Origin of the sequence: Nocardioides sp. R-C-SC26 (assembly GCF_021246465.1) — a bacterium.
Classification (GTDB): Bacteria; Actinomycetota; Actinomycetes; order Propionibacteriales; family Nocardioidaceae; genus Nocardioides.
Genome location: NZ_JAHRHK010000106.1, coordinates 1 through 302, shown reverse-complemented (window position 1 = coordinate 302; position 302 = coordinate 1). Strand labels below are relative to the sequence as shown.

General features: G+C 74.5%; 1 pseudogene. It reads right to left on the bottom strand.

The window, feature by feature from the left end:
- Positions 1-302: pseudogene (locus tag KSO97_RS17640) on the bottom strand (citramalate synthase); the annotation flags it as partial.

Sequence of the window (302 nt, the reverse complement as noted above, 5' to 3'; positions counted from 1 at the left end):
CTCCGGCCTCCGCCGCCGCACGCACCACCTCGAGCGCGTAGTCGCGGTTGCGGCGGTGGCCGTCGAAGAAGTGCTCGGCGTCGACGAAGACGCGCTGTCCCTCGGCGCGCAGATGGGCGGCCGTGTCACGCACCATCGCCAGGTTCTCCTCCAGCGTGGTGCGCAGCGCGAGCCCGACATGGCGGTCGTGCGACTTGGCCACGAGCGTGACGACCGGAGCCCGGCTCCCGCGCAGGGCGGCGACCTGCGGGTCATCCGCCGCGGCGACGCCGGCCTTGCGGGTCGAACCGAACGCCGCCAGG